The sequence below is a fragment of the Subtercola sp. Z020 genome, assembly GCF_002931235.1.
Lineage (GTDB): Bacteria > Actinomycetota > Actinomycetes > Actinomycetales > Microbacteriaceae > Subtercola.
In genome coordinates this window covers 1-16598 of record NZ_PSTT01000033.1, presented here as the reverse complement: position 1 = coordinate 16598, position 16598 = coordinate 1, and the positions used below count along the sequence as shown (strand labels likewise).

General features: G+C 68.9%; 17 protein-coding genes and 1 rRNA gene. All 18 read right to left on the bottom strand.

Annotated features, from left to right (window positions below; all coding sequences use genetic code 11):
- Positions 1-11 precede the first annotated feature (11 nt).
- A complete protein-coding gene (der, locus tag C5B96_RS04350; protein WP_104243313.1) occupies positions 12-1550 on the bottom strand; it encodes a ribosome biogenesis GTPase Der in 1539 nt (512 codons plus the stop codon).
- The gene (cmk, locus tag C5B96_RS04345; RefSeq protein ID WP_233188992.1) at positions 1528-2226 is read right to left on the bottom strand and encodes a (d)CMP kinase; all 699 of its coding nucleotides are present in this window, start codon (positions 2224-2226) and stop codon (positions 1528-1530) included. Before cmk ends, der begins: the two co-directional genes overlap by 23 nt.
- A gap of 11 nt (positions 2227-2237) precedes the next feature.
- Complete coding sequence (locus C5B96_RS04340; protein ID WP_104243309.1) at positions 2238-3320, bottom strand: prephenate dehydrogenase; 1083 nt, start codon at positions 3318-3320, stop codon at positions 2238-2240.
- Positions 3313-4173: a pseudouridine synthase gene (locus tag C5B96_RS04335; protein ID WP_104243307.1), complete on the bottom strand. Its 861-nt coding sequence runs from the start codon at positions 4171-4173 to the stop codon at positions 3313-3315. The genes C5B96_RS04340 and C5B96_RS04335 overlap by 8 nt, the downstream gene beginning before the upstream one ends.
- Positions 4157-4726 carry an SMC-Scp complex subunit ScpB gene (scpB, locus tag C5B96_RS04330; RefSeq protein ID WP_104243305.1) on the bottom strand — a complete coding sequence of 190 codons (570 nt, stop codon included), beginning with the start codon at positions 4724-4726 and terminating at the stop codon, positions 4157-4159. Before scpB ends, C5B96_RS04335 begins: the two co-directional genes overlap by 17 nt.
- Complete coding sequence (locus tag C5B96_RS04325) at positions 4716-5516, bottom strand: ScpA family protein (protein WP_233188991.1); 801 nt, start codon at positions 5514-5516, stop codon at positions 4716-4718. Before C5B96_RS04325 ends, scpB begins: the two co-directional genes overlap by 11 nt.
- A gap of 28 nt (positions 5517-5544) precedes the next feature.
- Positions 5545-6432 (bottom strand): ParA family protein, encoded by an 888-nt coding sequence (locus C5B96_RS04320; RefSeq protein ID WP_104243304.1) that lies wholly within the window; start codon positions 6430-6432, stop codon positions 5545-5547.
- A 157-nt stretch (positions 6433-6589) separates the two neighbouring features.
- Positions 6590-7507, bottom strand: a complete 918-nt coding sequence (gene xerD, locus C5B96_RS04315) for a site-specific tyrosine recombinase XerD (RefSeq protein WP_104243302.1) — start codon at positions 7505-7507, stop codon at positions 6590-6592.
- Between the two features lie 19 nt (positions 7508-7526).
- The gene (locus tag C5B96_RS04310) at positions 7527-8177 is read right to left on the bottom strand and encodes an NUDIX hydrolase (protein ID WP_104243300.1); all 651 of its coding nucleotides are present in this window, start codon (positions 8175-8177) and stop codon (positions 7527-7529) included.
- 11 nt (positions 8178-8188) lie between these two features.
- Positions 8189-9838 (bottom strand): CTP synthase, encoded by a 1650-nt coding sequence (locus tag C5B96_RS04305; protein ID WP_104243317.1) that lies wholly within the window; start codon positions 9836-9838, stop codon positions 8189-8191.
- A gap of 129 nt (positions 9839-9967) precedes the next feature.
- On the bottom strand, positions 9968-11707 hold the full coding sequence (recN, locus tag C5B96_RS04300; RefSeq protein ID WP_233188990.1) for a DNA repair protein RecN: 1740 nt from the start codon (positions 11705-11707) through the stop codon (positions 9968-9970).
- Positions 11708-12568, bottom strand: a complete 861-nt coding sequence (locus C5B96_RS04295) for an NAD kinase (protein ID WP_369826428.1) — start codon at positions 12566-12568, stop codon at positions 11708-11710. It lies immediately after the preceding gene.
- A 62-nt stretch (positions 12569-12630) separates the two neighbouring features.
- Positions 12631-13488, bottom strand: a complete 858-nt coding sequence (locus C5B96_RS04290; RefSeq protein WP_104243296.1) for a TlyA family RNA methyltransferase — start codon at positions 13486-13488, stop codon at positions 12631-12633.
- Positions 13481-13636, bottom strand: a complete 156-nt coding sequence (locus tag C5B96_RS17545) for a hypothetical protein (RefSeq protein ID WP_199176546.1) — start codon at positions 13634-13636, stop codon at positions 13481-13483. The genes C5B96_RS04290 and C5B96_RS17545 overlap by 8 nt, the downstream gene beginning before the upstream one ends.
- A 21-nt stretch (positions 13637-13657) precedes the next feature.
- A complete protein-coding gene (locus C5B96_RS04285; RefSeq protein ID WP_104243294.1) occupies positions 13658-14680 on the bottom strand; it encodes an HAD-IIA family hydrolase in 1023 nt (340 codons plus the stop codon).
- Positions 14652-15704: a lipopolysaccharide assembly protein LapB gene (locus tag C5B96_RS04280; protein WP_233188988.1), complete on the bottom strand. Its 1053-nt coding sequence runs from the start codon at positions 15702-15704 to the stop codon at positions 14652-14654. Before C5B96_RS04280 ends, C5B96_RS04285 begins: the two co-directional genes overlap by 29 nt.
- Before the next feature lie 116 nt (positions 15705-15820).
- Entirely contained in the window at positions 15821-16342 is a 522-nt protein-coding gene (locus C5B96_RS04275; protein ID WP_146078082.1) for a hypothetical protein, read from the bottom strand.
- 159 nt (positions 16343-16501) lie between these two features.
- Positions 16502-16598 (bottom strand): 5S ribosomal RNA (rrf, locus tag C5B96_RS04270); the annotation flags it as partial.

Sequence of the window (16598 nt, the reverse complement as noted above, 5' to 3'; positions counted from 1 at the left end):
GGTGGGGGGGGTCAGCGCTTGCGCTTCTCGCGCACCCGCATGTTGACGTTCACGGGGCTGCCCTCGAAGCCCCAGATCTCGCGGAGGCGCCGCGTGATGTACCGGCGGTACCCCGGGTCGAGGAACCCGGTCGTGAACAGCACGAATGTCGGCGGCCGCGACGACGCCTGGGTGCCGAACAGGATGCGCGGCTGCTTGCCGCCGCGCACCGGGTGAGGATGCTCGGCCGTCAGCTCCGCGAGGAACGCGTTGAACTTCCCTGTCGGAATACGGGTGTCCCACGACTCGAGTGCCAGCTCCAGCGCCGGAACCAGCTTCTCCATGTGCCGCCCGGTCTTCGCCGAGATGTTGACGCGCGGCGCCCACGACACGTGCGCCAGGTCCTGCTCGATCTCACGTTCGAGGTAGCGGCGGCGCTCGTCGTCGAGCAGGTCCCACTTGTTGAAGGCGAGCACCAGGGCGCGGCCCGACTCGAGCACGAGGTCGATGATGCGCACATCCTGCTCGCTCACCGGCTGCGACACATCGATCATGACGACGGCGACTTCGGCCTTCTCGAGGGCAGCAGACGTACGGAGCGACGCGTAGAAGTCCGCCCCCTGCTGAAGGTGCACGCGGCGCCGGATGCCCGCGGTGTCGACGAAGCGCCAGATCTTGCCGGCGATCTCGACCTGCTCGTCGACCGGGTCACGGGTGGTGCCGGCGAGCTCGTTCACGACGACGCGCTCCTCGCCCGCAGCGCGGTTCAGCAGCGACGACTTGCCCACGTTCGGCCGGCCGAGGATGGCGACGCGGCGCGGGCCACCCACCTCCTGCTTCGCGACGGCCGAGACCTCGGGCAGCACCTTCATGATCTGGTCGAGCAGGTCGGCGACACCACGACCGTGGAGGGCCGAGACGGGGTACGGGTTGCCGAGGCCGAGCGACCAGAGGGATGCCGCGTTCGGCTCCTGCCGCACATCGTCGATCTTGTTCGCGGCGACGAACACGGGCCGCTTGGTCTTGCGGAGCATCCGCACGACGTGCTCGTCGGTCGCGGTCGGACCGACGTTCGCGTCGACGACGAACAGCACGGCGTCGGCCAGTTCGATGGCGATCTCGGCCTGGGCTGCCACCGAGGCGTCGATGCCCCGGGCATCCGGTTCCCACCCGCCGGTGTCGACGATCGTGAAGTGGCGGCCGGCCCACTCGGCCTTGTAGTTGACGCGGTCGCGCGTCACCCCGGGGGTGTCTTCGACGACCGCCTCGCGGCGACCGATGATGCGGTTGACGAGCGCCGACTTGCCCACGTTCGGCCGGCCGACGATCGCCAGCACCGGCAGCGCGGGCAGGTAGGTGATCGCGTCGGGGTCGTCGGTGGCGGCCTCGAGAATGGCGAGGTCTTCTTCCCCGAGGTCGTAGTCGGCGAGGCCGCTCCGCAGGGCATCCGCCCGACGGGTGACCAGGTCTTCGTCGAGGTCGCTGAGGCGGTCGACGACCGCGCTCGAGACTTCGGGGTACTCGTCGTACTCGCCGTCGGTGTCTTTGTCAGCGCTGTGAATATTGACCATCTGAAGCCTTCGTTCGTGCAAGAGTGACGACTGCGACCACCGCCTGAACGGTCTGGCCGAAGTCGAGTTCGGTGGAATCGACGGTGGTGACCCCGTCTGCGGCATTCATGAAGTCGACGACCCGGGAGTCTGCCCGGTCACGAGATCTCAGCTGTTCGCCGACAACGGCGGCTGTCGATCCGACAATCTCTGCTGAACGCCTGTTCATTCTAGCCTCTTCTGAGGCGGTGAGCAGGATTCTGCTGGTGGCATCGGGCGCCACCACCGTGGTGATGTCCCTTCCCTCCACCACGATGCCCGGCCGGTCGGTCGCTGCGATGGTCTCCCTGAACAGCGCCGTCAGGAACGCCCGCACCTCGGGAAGCCGTGCCACGAGCCGCACCTCGCTCGTCACCCAGGGCTCCCTGATCGCGATCGTCACATCGTCGGGGCCCACCTTCACGTAGTAGTCGTCGGGGTCGGTTCCGATGTCGAAGGCGAATTCGGGCAGAGCCGCGACGACCACCTCGGGGTCTCCCGCGTCGAGCCCGCGGTCGAGCAGCATCCACGCGAGCGCCCGGTAGGCCGCCCCGGTGTCGAGGTACGCGAAGCCGAGCTCGCGCGCCGCGCCCTTGCTGACGCTCGACTTGCCGCTGCCGGCAGGCCCGTCGATCGCGACCACTACTTTGTCTGACACATCAGTCCTCATCATCCTGCGATCCGCCAGCCCCGTGCAGCGAGCCAGTCGACCAACCCGCCGGCCGCCTCGGGCAGCACGGCGATCTCCGCCAGCCCGATCTGGGCACCCGGCGAGTGTTCGAGCCGCAGGTCTTCGAGGTTCACGCCCGCCTCACCCACGTCACCCATCAACCGCGCGAGTTCGCCCGGTCGGTCGTCCACCATCACCACGATCTGCGTGTACCGCGTGTCCTGCCCGTGTTTGCCCGGGATGCGGGCCACCCCGACGTTGCCGCCGAGCAGTTCTTCGGCGAGGCGGCGCCGGTTGCCGACCGCCTCCGGTGCGTCGAGTGCGTCGATCACGTGGTCGAGATCGTGACGGAACTGCTTCAGGATGCCCACCACGGGCTGCGCGTTCGCGCCGAGTATCTGCACCCAGAGCCCAGGGTCGCCCGCCGCGATGCGCGTCACGTCGCGAAGACCCTGCCCGGCGAGGTTCACGGCCGCTCCCGGAGCATCGGTCAGCCGCCTCGCCATCAGCGTCGCCACCACCTGCGGAACGTGCGAGATCAGCGCCACACTGCTGTCGTGCGCCTCGGGGGTCATCTCGACGAGCGTCGCGCCGAGGTCGAGAATGAGGTCGTCGATGACGCTCCCCCGCTGGTACGAGATGCCGTCGTGCGCCGCGACCACCCAGGGCCGGCCGAGAAAGAGGTCCGCGCGCCCCTGCAGCGGCCCGCCCCGCTCGCGCCCCGCCATGGGGTGGGTTCCGACGTAGCGCGAGACGTCGGCACCGGATGCCCGGAGCTCATGCAGCACGCTGAGCTTCACACTCGCGACATCCGTCACGACCGCGTGTGGGAAGGCCTCGAGTTCGGCGGCCACCACCCGCGCCGTGACGTCGGGCGGAACGCAGACCACGATGAGCTGCGGTTCGTCGGTAGCCGCAGCCGCACGCCCGGCACCGTAGTCGACCGCGATGCTGACGTGCGTCGGTGACGCGTCGGCCACGATGACGTCGACGCCGCGAGCGCGGAGCCCGAGGCCGATGCTCGTGCCGAGCAGGCCGGCACCGACGACGCGCACCGAACCGGTGAGGCGGCTCTCAGCCACGATCGGGCCTCGCGCCCGCTTTTGCGCCCGCGCCTGTGCTCGCAACCGAGCCGTCGTTCGCGGGCTGCGTCTTCGCCTCACGCGACAGGGTCAGCAGCGCTCCGAGCTCCTCGCGGGTCAGGTCGCGCAGCTCCCCCGCCTTCAGCGAGCCGAGGTGCAACGGGCCGAACTGCCGCCGCACCAGTTCGATCACGGGGTGACCGACCTCCTCGAGCATCCGGCGCACGATGCGGTTGCGACCGGAGTGCAGGGTGACCTCGACGAGGCTCGACCCGTTCGAACTGTCGATCAGCCGGGCCTTGTCGGCGACGATCGGCCCGTCGTCGAGCTCGACCCCCTTCGTCAGCTTCGCTATGGTCTGCGGGGTCACCCGGCCCTCGACCTGCGCGATGTAGGTCTTCAGCACGCCGAACGAGGGGTGCGCCAGCACATGCGCGAGCTCGCCGTCGTTCGTCAGGATGAGCAGGCCACTCGTCTCCGCATCGAGACGCCCCACGTTGAAGAGCCGCTCCTCATACTGCGAGGTGTACCGCGACAGATCCGGCCGACCGTGCTGGTCGGCCAGCGACGAGACGATGCCGACCGGCTTGTTCAGTAGCACGTAGCGCTTGGTCGTGTCGAGTTGCACGGCCGTGTTGTCGACGGCGACCTTGTCGGTCTCGGGGTCGATGCGGCGACCGAGCTCCCGCACGACCTCGCCGTTCACCCGCACCCGGCCCGCGGTGATGAGTTCTTCGGAGACCCGTCGCGACGCGACCCCCGCCGAGGCGAGCACCTTCTGCAGGCGCACGCCCTCGGGCAGGTTCTGGTCGGCGGCCCCGCGGCCACGCTCGTCTTCACTGGAACTGGTCATCGAAGCCTTCCGCACCATCGGCGAGCAGTGGTGAGATCTTGGGGAGCTCGTCAAGCGTGTTGATGCCGAGCTGGGTCAGGAGCAGGTCTGTCGTTCCATAGTAAATGGCGCCGGTTTCGCCGTCGGTCGAGACCTCGGTGATCAGGCCGCGGCCGAGCAGGGTGCGCACGACAGAGTCGACGTTCACGGCGCGGATGGATGCGATCGCGCTCCGCGTGATCGGCTGCTTGTAGGCGATCACCGAGAGCGTCTCGAGCGCCGCCTGGGACAGCTTCGAGGGGTTCTCGGTGACGACGAAGTCGCGAACGACAGCGTCGTACTCCCCGCGTACGTAGAGCCGCCAACCGCCCGCGACCTCCCGCAGCTCGAAACCGCGTCGAACGCTGCCGCCCGGTGCCTCACCGTCGTAGTCGGCAGCCAATCGCTCGACGGTCTGCCGCACCGCTGCAACGGGGCGAGCCAGCGCCGTCGCGAGCGTCATCAGGCTCTGCGGCTCGTCGGCCACCGTGAAGATCGCTTCGAGCGCACGTTCGAGGTCGACCTCAGTTGTCATAGTCGGCCCCCAGGTTCGACAGGTTCTCTTCCGACCAGCTCTCGGCCGTCCACCGGATCGTCAGTTCGCCGAGAGGCTCCAGCTGCTCGAACGCGATCGCCGCGTGCCGGTAGAGCTCGAGCACCGCCAAAAAACGCGCCACGACGATCCCCTTTTCGACGATCCCGTCGATCAGCCGACGGAACGACACCGGCTCCCCCGACCGCAGCGCGGTCACGACGTGCGCCGCCTGCTCTCGGATGCTCACCAGCGGTGCGTGCAGGTGCTCGAGCCCCACCACGGGAACCTCCCGCGGCGTCAGTGCGAGCACCGCGAGCGCAGCGAAGTCGTCGGGGCTCAGCGACCAGACCAGCTCGGGCGTCTGCTGCCGGAACTTCTCCTCCAGCCGCACAGCGCGCGCATGCCGCCGCCCCTCCTCGTCGAAATGCGCCGAGAACCACAGCGACACCTGTTTGAAGGCCCGGTACTGCAGAAGCCTGGCGAACAGAAGGTCACGCGCCTCGAGCAGCGCAACATCTTCGGCATCGACCAGCTCACCCTGGGGCAGAAGCCCGACGATCTTCAGGTCGAGCAGCGTGGCGGCCACCACCAGGAACTCGGATGCCCGTTCCAGCTCCTCCTCGGAGTCGAGGTTCCGCAGGTAGCTCAGAAACTCGTCGGTCACCGCGCTCAGGGCGATCTCGGTGATGTCGACCTCGTGCTTCGAGATGAGCGAGAGCAGCAGGTCGAACGGACCCTCGAAGTTCGAGAGACTGAGCCGGAACCCTGGAGCGGCGCCCGCGGCATCCACAGCCCCGCCCTCGGCAACCAGTGTTGCGCTAGGCGACCGCGCCACGGAAGACCAGTTCTCGGGCCAACTGGCGGTACGCGTTGGCCGCAGGGTGGTCGGGCGCGAACTGGGTGATCGGCGTTCCCGAGACGCTCGCGTCGGGGAACTTGATCGTGCGGCCGATCACCGTCTCGAGCACCTCCGGCCCGAACGCGTCGACCACGCGCTGCATGACCTCCCGCGAGTGCAGCGTGCGCGAGTCGTACATCGTCGCGAGGATGCCGTCGAGCTTGATCGCCGGGTTCAGCCGGTCTTTCACCTTGTCGATCGTCTCGACGAGCAGAGCGACACCACGAAGGGCGAAGAACTCGCATTCGAGAGGAATCAGCACGCCGTGGCTGGCGGTCAGCGCATTCACCGTGAGCAGGCCGAGCGACGGCTGGCAGTCGATCAGAATGACGTCGTACTCGTCGCTGACCTTCCGCAGCACCCGCGCCAGGATGGTCTCCCGCGCGACCTCGCTGATCAGGTGCACTTCGGCGGCAGACAGGTCGATGTTCGCCGGGATGATGTCGAAGTTCGGCACACTCGTCTGCCGGATGACGTTGTGCGGGTCCTTCTCGGTTCCGAGCAGCAGGTCGTAGATCGTCAGGCTGTCGTGGGTGTCGACGCCGAGCCCGGCCGAGAGCGCACCCTGCGGGTCGAAGTCGATCGCGAGAACGCGCCGGCCGTCATCCGCCAGCGTCGCCCCGAGGTTCACGGTCGTCGTGGTCTTGCCCACGCCGCCCTTCTGGTTGCAGAGCGAGATGATGCGCGCGGGCCCGTGGCTCTTCAGCGGCGCCGGCTGCGGAAAGACGCGCAGCGGCCGACCGGTCGGGCCGAGAACGGGAGCCTCGAGACCCGGAAGTGCAGAGGCAAGGTCGTTCTTCTTTGCCATCACAGGCGATGCTCCTCACTGACCCCGACCTCTCCCAGGGCGGTGCTCACGATTCTACTGTGGCCGCGCCCCCGTTCCCGCGAAGCGCGCCGTGCGCGACCCGCACCGGCGGCTGCCGCGGCATCCCGCTCGCCTGCAGCGCGCCGCGCGGCATCCCTCACCGCGCCCGCGGGTGCGCCGTCTGGTACATGTCGCGCAGGGTGTCGGCCGTCACCTGCGTGTAGATCTGCGTCGTCGTCACCGACGCGTGCCCGAGCAGATCCTGCACCACCCGCACATCCGCCCCGCCCGTGATCAGGTGCGTCGCGAACGAGTGCCGGAACGTGTGCGGCGAGATGTGCGTCTCGAGCCCCGCCCGCCTGGCCGCCGCCTGGATGACCAGCCACGCCCCCTGCCTGCCCAGCCGGTCCCCCCGCAGCCCGAGGAACAGCGCCGGCGTCGCCCGGCCCCGCGCCGAGAACAGCGGCCGCACCCGCACGAGGTACGCATCCAGCGCCGCGCGTGCGAAACTCCCCACCGGCACCACGCGCTGCTTCGACCCCTTGCCGACCACCCGCACGAAGTCGTCGTCGCTGCCCACATCGTCCACGTTCAGCGCCACGACCTCCGACACGCGCGCGCCGGTCGCGTAGAGCAGCTCGAGCAGCGCCCTATCGCGGAGCGCGAGCGGGTCGTCGCCCCCTGTCGCCTCGAGCAGCCCCGTCATCTGCTCGATCGTGATCGCCTTCGGCAACCGCATCCCGAGTTTCGGCGGTTTCACCTCGCGCGCGGCATCCGTCACCGTCTCGCCCTCCTCGGCCAGGAACCGGTGCAGCCCCCGCACCGACGACACAATGCGGGCCACGGATGTCGCGGCGAGCGGCTGGGCGAGAACCCCCGGCTCGGCCAGCGTCTGCAGCTGCCGGGTGAACCCCGCAATGTGCGTCTCGTCGATCTCCGTCGGGTTCTGGATGCCCAATCCCTCCAACCACGCTGCATACCGCGTGAGGTCGCGGCGGTAGGCGGCCACCGTGTTGGCCGACAGCCCGCGCTCGATCGTGATGTGACGGAGGTACCCGTCGATCGCCGCGCGCATCCCGCTCACGGGCTGGAACTCAGGATGCCTCGGGGTGCAGCCGCGCGAACTCCGGCCACGGAGCATCCGCCGCCCCCAGCGACCCCCACCCGCGCGCTCGGTTCGCGAAGAGCGCCAGCGACGCCAGCACGAGATTGGGATTCTGCAGCTCGCGCCGCAGCACGGCATCCACCACCTCGTCGAGGTCGACCCAGCGCACCTCGATATCGGCCTCTTCGTCTTCGCGTTCGAAAGGTGCAGCCGTCGAATGGATGCCGCGTGCCAGGTAGATGCGGATCAATTCGTTGTTGCCACCGGGCGTCGTCGCGTAGTCCGTGAGCACGTTCCACTCGTCGGCCTCGAGATCGGCCTCCTCGCTGAGCTCGCGCTGGGCGGCGACCAGCCAGTTCTCGCCCGACACGTCGAGGAGGCCCGCCGGAATCTCCCACTCGCGGGAACGGATTGGGTGCCGGTACTGCTTGATCAGCAGCATGCGCTCCTGGTCGTCGAGCGCGACGATCGCCACCGCGCCGGTGTGGTCGACGAACTCCCGCACGGTGTCGGCGCCGTTGTAGGTGAACGTCTCGCGGCGCACATCCCAGATCTTGCCGTCGAAGACCACATCGCTCTGCGTGATCTCGAGGTCTGCCGCCTCATCGCGGAGGGGCCAACCGCCCGGTGTCGTGGTCACAGCGAGCCCTCCTAGGCCTCGGTCGGGAACAGTCTGCTGGCTTCCTGCCGGTCGAGCGCAGCCGTGATGAGACCATCGAAGAGGGGATGAGCCCGGTTCGGGCGCGAGCGCAGCTCCGGGTGCGCCTGGGTGCCGACGTAGTACGGGTGCACATCTGTCGGCAGCTCGACGAACTCGACGAGGTGGTCGTCGGGCGACGTTCCCGAGAACCACAGGCCGGCGTCGGCGATGTCGCCGCGGTACCGGTTGTTGACCTCGTAGCGGTGGCGGTGGCGTTCTTCGATGGTCGGTGCGCCGTACAGCGATTCGACCAGCGAACCGCCGGCGAGCTTGGCCTCGTAGAGCCCGAGGCGCATCGTGCCGCCGAGGTCGCCACCAGCGATGATGTCGACCTGCTCGGCCATCGTGGCGATCACTGGGAAGGGAGTGTCAGGGTTGAACTCGCTCGACGACGCCTCGTCGAGGCCGACGACGTTCCGTGCGTACTCGATCACCATGCACTGGAGGCCGAGGCACAGCCCGAGCGTCGGGATGCCGTTCTCGCGGGCGAAGCGCAGCGCGCCCAGCTTGCCCTCGATGCCGCGCACACCGAAACCACCGGGAACGCAGATGCCGTCGAGGTCGCCGAGCTCTTTGGCGGCCTTCTCGGGCGTCTCGCACTCGTCGGAGGCGATCCACTTCAGGTTCACTTTGGCGCGATGCGCGAAGCCGCCGGCCTTGAGGGCCTCGGTCACAGAGAGGTAGGCGTCGGGCAGGTCGATGTACTTGCCGACCAGCCCGATGGTGACTTCGTGCTTCGGCTCGTGCACCGCTTCGAGCAGCGACGACCAGCCCGACCAGTCCACGTCGTTCGTGGTCAGGCCGAAGTGGTCGATGATGTACGCGTCGAGCTTCTGGTCGTGCAGCATCGTCGGAATGTCGTAGATCGACGGCACGTCGATGGCGTTCACGACCGCGTCTTCGTCGACGTCGCACATCAGCGCGATCTTGCGCTTGTTTGACTCCGAGACGGGGCGGTCGCTCCGCAGCACGAGAGCATCGGGCTGGATACCGATGGAGCGGAGGGCCGCGACGGAGTGCTGGGTCGGCTTGGTCTTCTGCTCCCCCGACGCATTCATGAACGGCACCAGCGACACGTGAACGAAGAAGACGTTGCGTCGGCCGAGTTCGTGACGAACCTGCCGTGCAGACTCGAGGAAGGGCTGCGACTCGATGTCGCCGACCGTTCCACCGATCTCGGTGATGATGACGTCGGGCCTGTCTTCGCCCTGCGCCTGCAGCCGCATGCGCCGCTTGATCTCGTCGGTGATGTGCGGAATGACCTGCACGGTGTCGCCGAGGTACTCGCCGCGGCGCTCCTTGGCGATGACGGTCGAGTAGATCTGGCCCGTCGTCACGTTCGCGGCCTGGTTCAGGTTGATGTCGAGAAACCGCTCGTAGTGCCCGATGTCGAGGTCGGTCTCTGCACCGTCGTCGGTGACGAAGACCTCGCCGTGCTGGAACGGGTTCATCGTTCCGGGATCGACGTTCAGGTAGGGGTCGAGCTTCTGCATCACGACGTTCAGCCCGCGGGCTGTCAGGAGGTTGCCGAGACTGGCTGCGGTGAGACCCTTGCCGAGGCTGGAGACGACACCACCGGTCACGAAGATGTGCTTCGTCAGCTTGCCGGGAACCTGCCCCGGCTGCGTGACCTCGGGCTTCGGGTCGCCGTCGGCGAGCTCAGAAGCGTTCAACAGGGTGCCGTTTTGATCATCATCCACGGAGTTCCACTCTAACAGTACGGATGCCCGTCACCTGCCCTCTCTGGCCAGCTCGATGAGCTCCCGCGCATGCGCGAGCCCGCTCTCGGAGTCGGGCAGCCCCGACAGCAGCCGCGCCATCTCGGCCACCCGGTCTTCGCCGCTGAGCTGCCGGACGCTGGACTCGGTCACCGCCCCATCACTGTCTTTGACCACGGAGAGGTGGTTGGTCGCGAACGCCGCCACCTGCGCCAGGTGCGTCACGACGATGACCTGCGATCCGCGTGCGAGCCGGGCGAGTCGCCGCCCGATCTCGATGGCGGATGCCCCGCCCACACCGGCGTCGACCTCGTCGAACACGAAGGTGGGCACCGGATCCGTTGCGGCCAGCACCACTTCGATGGCGAGCATGATGCGGCTGAGCTCACCGCCCGATGCTCCCCGCCCGAGCGGACGCGGCTCGGCGCCCGAGTGCGACGACAGGAGAAAGTGCACCGTGTCCCGGCCGGAGGTCGTCAGCTCGACTCCCGGCAGCACCTCGACCACGAGCTGCGACCCGCCCATCGCCAGCGCGGCCAGTTCATCGGAGACCTGGCCGCTGAGCCGCGCGGCGGCGTCGGCACGCGCGGTGCTCAGGCTGTCGGCGAGCGACTCAGCGAGCGCGAGGGCGTCGGCCACGGCATCCGTCAGCTCCTCGATGCGGTCGGAGTCGTTCTCCAGCTCGATGAGCCGCGGGCCGGCCGCCTCGAAGAAGACGATCACGTCGTCGATGCTCGGCCCGTACTTGCGCGCGAGCACGGAGAGGGCCGCTCGGCGGTCCTGTACCTCGTCGAGTTCGCTGCCCCCGTCGGTGTCGAGCTCGGCGAGGTAGCTCGAGAGCTGGGTCGAGATCTCGGCGACGAGAAAGGATGCGCTGGCGAGCGATTCGACGATCGGCTCGAGCGCGGGGTCGTGCGCCTGCACCCGCTCCAGCTGGCGCAGCGCCGAATCGAGCAGGCCCACCGTGTCGGCCCGGCCGTCGAGCTCGTCGGAGGAGACCGCCTCGCGTGCGGAGGCAGCCGCCAGCCGCAGGTCTTCGAGGTTCGTCAGTCGCCCCGCTCGCTCGGCGAGGGCCTCCTCCTCGCCCGCCACCGGCGCCAGCGCCTCGATCTCGGCCACCGCGACGCGGAGGGCGTCGGCCTCGCGGATGCGCGCTTCGCGCTGCGAGACCAGGGTGTCGAGCTCCAGCCGCAGCGCCTGCCAGGCGTGGAACGCCTGCTCATACGCGTCGAGCTGCTCGCGGAACTCCCGCCCGGCGAACCGGTCGAGCGCCAGCCGCTGCTCGGTGGATGACCGCAGCCGCAGCTGGTCGGACTGGCCGTGCACCACCACGAGGCTCTCGCCGAGCTCCCCGAGCACGCCCACGGGGGCGCTCCGGCCGCCGACGATCGCCCGGCTGCGGCCCTCGCCCGACACCGAGCGCGACAGGATCAACTCCCCCAGCGAACCGGTGTCGAACTCCTCGACCTCGCCCCCGGCATCCCGCACCCGCTCGGCCACAGCGCCTGTCACCGGAACGCGCCAGCGACCCTCCACCCAGCTCTGCCCGCTGCCGACCCGCACCTGGCCCGCGACGGCCCGCTCGCCGGTCAGCAGCCCGAGGGCCTGCACGACCATCGTCTTGCCTGCACCGGTCTCGCCGGTCACCGCCGTGAACCCGGCGCCGAGCGGCAACACGGCCTCGGCGATGACGCCCAGGTCGCGGATCGTGATCTCGTCGATGAAGCCCGAGGGCCCTGCACGGCGCGCCACTCAGGCCCCGTCCCGAGCGCTGCCGACCGGACCGCGCCACCCCTCGACGGGCAGCTCGAATTTCTGAACCAATCGGTCGCTGAACGGCCCGTGGGTCAGTCGCGCCAGCCGCACGGGCACCGGCGACCGCCGTGACTCGATGCGGGAACCGGCCGGCAGGTCGAACCCGCGCCGGCCGTCGCACCAGAGAACCCCCGCGCCCGGCGTGCGCTCGAGCATCTCGACCGCGAGCACGGAGTCGGGGCCGATGACGAGCGCCCGCGAGAACAGCGCGTGCGGGCTCAGCGGAACGAACAGCAGCGCATCGAGGCTCGGCCAGACGATCGGCCCGCCCGCCGAGAACGCGTACGCCGTGGAACCCGTGGGCGTCGCCATGACGACACCGTCGCAGCCGAAGCTCGACAGCGGTCGCCCGTCGACCTCGATGACCACCTCGATCATCCGCTCGCGGCTCGCCTTCTCGACCGTCGCCTCATTCACGGCCCAGCCCTCGTAGACCACCTCGGAGTGATGCGTCACCACGACGTCGAGCGTCATGCGCTCCTCGACGGTGTAGTCGCCCTCGAGAACGCGGTCGACCGAGGCCCGCAGGTCTTCGCGCTCGCTCTCCGCCAGGAACCCCACGTGCCCGAGATTCACCCCGAGCAGGGGCACCTTGCAGCCCCGTACCACCTCGGCGGCGCGCAGGATGGTGCCGTCACCGCCCAGCACGATCACGAGCTCGAGGGCGTCGGTCTGCACATCGTCGCCCAGCACTGCGATCAGCGACGGGTCGGTCAGGCGGTGCGAGATGTCGGCCAGGTCGCTCGGTGACAGGGCGGGCGTGACGCCCGATGCCACCAGCTGGTCGCAGACCTGCATCGCCGCGTCGACGGAGTCCCGCCGGCCGGTGTGCAGTACGACGAGAAAGTAGCGGGGTGTCGTCACGACGTCTGGGCTCCTGAAAGTGTGTGTGCGCGGTTCAACCATTCTGTCGGATTGGTTCCGGCAGAACGGCTCAGCCAGACCAGATACTCGTGATTCCCGGCGTTTCCGATGACTGGGGAGGAGAGGAGGCCGGCCGTGCCGAGCCCGAGGTCGAACGCCGCCCAGAGCACTCCGGTGATGGCGTCGGCCCGCAGCCCGGCGTTCTTCACCACGCCCTCGCGGATGCCCGTGCGCCCCACCTCGAACTGCGGCTTGATCAGCAGCACGAAGTCCGCCTCCGGGCTCGCCACGGCGGCCAGAGCGGGCAGCACGGTGATCAACGAGATGAACGAGAGGTCGGCGACGACGAGCGAGGGCGTCTCCTGCACCCCCGACGCGGCCGCGAGCGACTCGGGCGTCGCGTGTCGGATGTTGTACCCCTCGACGACGCTCACCCGGGCATCCGCCCCGACCACCGGCGACAGCTGGCCGTGGCCGACATCGACGGCCAATACCCGCCGTGCGCCCCGCTCGAGCAGCACCTGGGTGAAGCCGCCCGTCGACGCGCCGGCGTCGAGCGCGACGACGCCCTGCGTCTCGACGCGGAAGGAATCGAGCGCGGCGATCAGCTTGCCCGCGCCGCGGCTGACGTAATGGTCGCTGCCCTCGACGCGCAGGGCCTGGCCGCCGAAGACCTTCGCGGAGGGTTTGACGGTGACGACACCGTCGACGCTCACGAACCCGTCGGCGATCAGCTGGGCGGCGTGGTTGCGCGATCGCGCCAGCCCACTCGACGCCAGCGCGGAGTCGAGTCGGCTACCCTCAGCGAACCCCGCCGCTGTGTCGTCGTCGTCCGGCCCAGCCGCGTCAGCCACGGTGGCCCGACACGTCTCCGCCCTCGAGGCGACTCCGCAACTCGTCGTGCAGCTGAACGTAGGCGACAGCTCGCGCGTCGAGCGGCTGGTGCTCGATGACCCGCAACCGGGGCAGCAATTCGCCCTCGCCCGTACTCTCGTCTGTCACACCTTCAGGCTACCCGAGCGCTCAGCTGTAGAGCCCAGGCGCGACGTTCAGCCCGTAGATGGGGCGACCGGATGCCCAGATGAGCGCACTCCCGGCCCGAACCCGATCCACCGCACTCTGGCCGGCCTTCACGAGCTCGACATCGTTGCCGTTCAGCCGCACGACCGCCGAACCCACCGTCGCCGTGGAGCCGTCCTTCGAGAACGAGGTCTCGGGATACGGCTCGAACAGCCCGCGCAGGTCGTCGAGAATGAAGGTGGGTCGCTGATCCTTCTCCGCCGCGAGCAACTGCTTCGGGCCGTCGATCCCGGTCAGCACGTGCACCGACCGCATCCCCGCGCGGTTCGCGCCCAGGATGTCGGTGTCGAGCCGGTCGCCGATGAACAGCGGCGAGGTCGCGCCGAAACGCGCGACCGCCGCCTCGTAGATCGCCTTTTCGGGCTTGCCGCCGACCACCGGCAGGGTTCCGACAGCGGTGTGCACCGCCGAGACCAGCGTGCCGTTGCCGGGCGCGATGCCTCCCTCGACCGGAATCGTCCAGTCGGTGTTCGTCGCCACCCACGGAATGCCCGTGTGCAGCGCGAAACTCGCCTGGGCCAGGTCGGTCCACGCGACATCCGGGTTGAAGCCCTGGATGACCGCGGCCGGCTTGTCGCTCGCCTGCCGGGTGACGCTGTATCCGGCCTTCTCCACCTCGCTGGTCAGGCCGACACCGCCCACCACGAGAATGGTGGAACCCGCCGGCACCAGGTCGGCGAGCAGCAGCACGGCAGCCTGCGGGCTCGTCACCACGTCGCGCGGAGCCACCGTGAGCCCGAAGCTCGTCAGATGCTCGGCGACCTGGGCGTCGGTGCGAGAGGCATTGTTGGTGATGTAGCCGACAGAGACCCCCTCGCCGACAGCGCGCTGCAGGGCATCCACCGCATGGTCGATGGCATTCTTACCCTTGTAGACGACACCGTCGAGGTCGGCCAGAATGACGTCGACACCGTCGAGCGGCGTGGCGGCCACGGCCCTACTCCTTCTCGCCGGGAACAGCTGCATCGTCGCTCTCCTCCGCATCGCCGCTGGTCTCTGCGTCGCCACTCACCTCCGGGTCGTCGCTCTCCTCTGCATCGACGCCCTCCTCCTCGAAGACCTCGATCAGGTCGTCGTCTTCGTCGGTGGATGCCGCGTACAGCGCCGCCTCGGCCCTGTCGGCGCGCTCGCGCCACTCTTCCGCCTCGGCCGAACGGTCGAGGTCGTCGAGCACCTCGGCGTACGCCCAGAACAGTTCGGGGCTGTAGGAGTAGGCGCGCGAGGCGTCGAGCTGCGGGATGCTCAACTCGGCCAGCGCGGCCTCCGGCTGCCCGAGGTCGAGCCGAGCGCCCGACATGGCGATCGCGACGGCCACCTGCGTCGCGGGGGTCAGCGACTCGCGCGGAACGGAGCGGCCGAGCTCGAGGGCCTTGTCGGGGCGACCGAGCCCGCGCTCACTGTCCACCATCAGGGCGAGCTGTTCGTTCGACCCCGAGATGCGGCGGTACGTGCGGAGCTCCCGGATCGCCAGGGCGTAGTCGCCGGTGGCGTAGGCGGTGATCGCCAGGGTCTCGCGCACCATCGCGATGCGACCCGCACGACGCGAGGCAGAGGTGGCGTGCTTGTGGGCCAGCTCGGGATCGCTCTCGATCAGCCGGGCCACCATCACCAGGTGCTTCGCCACACCGTCTGCGTTCTCTTTGGAGAGCGTCTTCAGTTCGTTGAGGGCGCCACGGTCGAGCTCCTTGACCGACACGTCGTCGGGAACCTCGGGATCATCGTGCTGGGGCCGCACGGCACGCAGCTCGCGCTGGCGGAGCTCCTCGGGCGTGAGGCCCTCGTCGCGGTAGCCGCCGCGGTTCGACTTGTCCCTGGCGCCCGGGGCCGCGCTCCGCGCCGGCTTGCCGTCGCTCGTCCAGAGCTTCTGCTCCCCCGACTTCTGGGGCGGGCGTGACCCTCTCGGCCGATCCGAGCCGCGCCGTGGCCCGTCGGCGCGCGCACCGTCCTGTCGACGCCCGGGGCGCTTCTCCCTGTCTGGCGAATCGCTCATGACACTCCTGTCGTCTGGTGCGCGCTGTGTAGATGTAGAACGAGTCTATCCGTTCACGCAAGAAGCCCGGCCTGCGTGTGCAGGCCGGGCTTCTCTCGTCTGAGCGACGGAGCGGATCAGTTCGCGGAGCAGAGGATGAGCGTCGACGAGACGTTGGCCGCGCTCTTGGCGCCCGTCGCGATGTATCCCGTCGGGAGGGTGGAGACCGCGTTCAGGCCGAAGGCGACCGAGATCGACAGGGTGGTGCGCGCCGTGAGCGTCGCACCGGCCGGGAGCTCGGACGTCAGCGTGATCTGGCGGCTGGTGCCGCTCAGAACGGCAACGTTCGCGGTGCCGCCCGACACGCTGAAGACGCCGATGTTCGCGACACCGCTGCCCGAGATGGTGATCGTGGTGCCGACGGGCAGCGCCTCGGTCGGGCCGGCGGTGAGGGTGAAGCCCGGTCCGACGACGCCGAGGACACCACAGGTGCCCGTGAGGCGGTAGGCGCCGAGGTCGACGTCTCCGGATGCCGCAGCCATCGGTGCAGCGACGGCGAGGGCGATCGCGGGCACGCTCCACGCCGCTGTCTTGACGACCGTGCGTCGTTCGAGAAGCCGCTTCGTTCCGGTGGCTTCAGTCTCTTCGTTGATGGTCATTCAGGACCCCCTGGATTGCAATGGTTAGGACGTTGCAATCTTTGGCGGAACGGCGTTCCCACGCGGTTCAGATCCCCTGAATGGTGTACCCACGAAAAGGGTGATGGGGCTTAAAACGAAACAGCCCAACCGGTGAAGGTTGGGCTGTTTCTGAAGAGGGTCCGGCGGTGTCCTACTCTCCCACAAGGTCTCCCTTGCAGTACCATCGGCGCTGCGAGTCTTAGCTTCCGGGTTCGGAATGTTGCCGGGCGTTTCC

What these genes read in the sequence shown, in the direction of transcription:
- C5B96_RS04295 (WP_369826428.1), bottom strand. Translation starts at nt 12,568, where the DNA reads ATGCAGGTCTGCGACCAGCTGGTGGCATCGGGCGTCACGCCCGCCCTG.
- C5B96_RS04280 (WP_233188988.1), bottom strand. Translation starts at nt 15,704, where the DNA reads ATGAGCGATTCGCCAGACAGGGAGAAGCGCCCCGGGCGTCGACAGGAC.
- xerD (WP_104243302.1), bottom strand. Translation starts at nt 7,507, where the DNA reads ATGCGCGCGGCGATCGACGGGTACCTCCGTCACATCACGATCGAGCGC.
- C5B96_RS04275 (WP_146078082.1), bottom strand. Translation starts at nt 16,342, where the DNA reads ATGACCATCAACGAAGAGACTGAAGCCACCGGAACGAAGCGGCTTCTC.
- C5B96_RS04320 (WP_104243304.1), bottom strand. Translation starts at nt 6,432, where the DNA reads ATGGCAAAGAAGAACGACCTTGCCTCTGCACTTCCGGGTCTCGAGGCT.
- C5B96_RS04285 (WP_104243294.1), bottom strand. Translation starts at nt 14,680, where the DNA reads ATGCAGCTGTTCCCGGCGAGAAGGAGTAGGGCCGTGGCCGCCACGCCG.
- der (WP_104243313.1), bottom strand. Translation starts at nt 1,550, where the DNA reads ATGGTCAATATTCACAGCGCTGACAAAGACACCGACGGCGAGTACGAC.
- scpB (WP_104243305.1), bottom strand. Translation starts at nt 4,726, where the DNA reads ATGACAACTGAGGTCGACCTCGAACGTGCGCTCGAAGCGATCTTCACG.
- C5B96_RS04335 (WP_104243307.1), bottom strand. Translation starts at nt 4,173, where the DNA reads ATGACCAGTTCCAGTGAAGACGAGCGTGGCCGCGGGGCCGCCGACCAG.